Annotated in this window: 1 pseudogene; it reads right to left on the bottom strand. The window is 40.5% G+C overall.

Going from position 1 to position 370, the window contains the following annotated elements:
* A pseudogene (locus tag A3729_RS07580) lies at window positions 1-209 on the bottom strand (hypothetical protein); the annotation flags it as partial.
* Between the last annotated feature and the right edge of the window lie 161 nt (window positions 210-370).

Below are 370 nucleotides of genomic sequence, written 5' to 3'. Positions count from 1 at the left end.
GCCTGACCCAATGATAAGTGAGCAATATCGGCATTGGTTACATCAGCAAACACCAAATCTACTGAAGTACTTGCCAATAACTCGTTTGCGTTATCGATCGTTGATGCAGTTTTTACTTGATAGCCCTTGGCACACAGATAATCTGCCAAGCGTAACAAGTCCTCTTTATGAGGGTCTAGCACCAGAATATGTTCAGCTAGCTGATCCATGATCTATACCTGCCAAACATTATTTAATAAGGTCAATACAATACTCACTAATTAATCACAGCCTTTTTATAACGCTTGATATACAGCGGCTAAGCTTTAAGGCACCCGACATACTATGCCTGGCGCGGCATCAAGGTTAATTTAATAATTCGAGTATAGGA

Source organism: Oleiphilus sp. HI0043, assembly GCF_001634935.1.
This window is presented reverse-complemented; position numbering and strand designations above follow the sequence as displayed.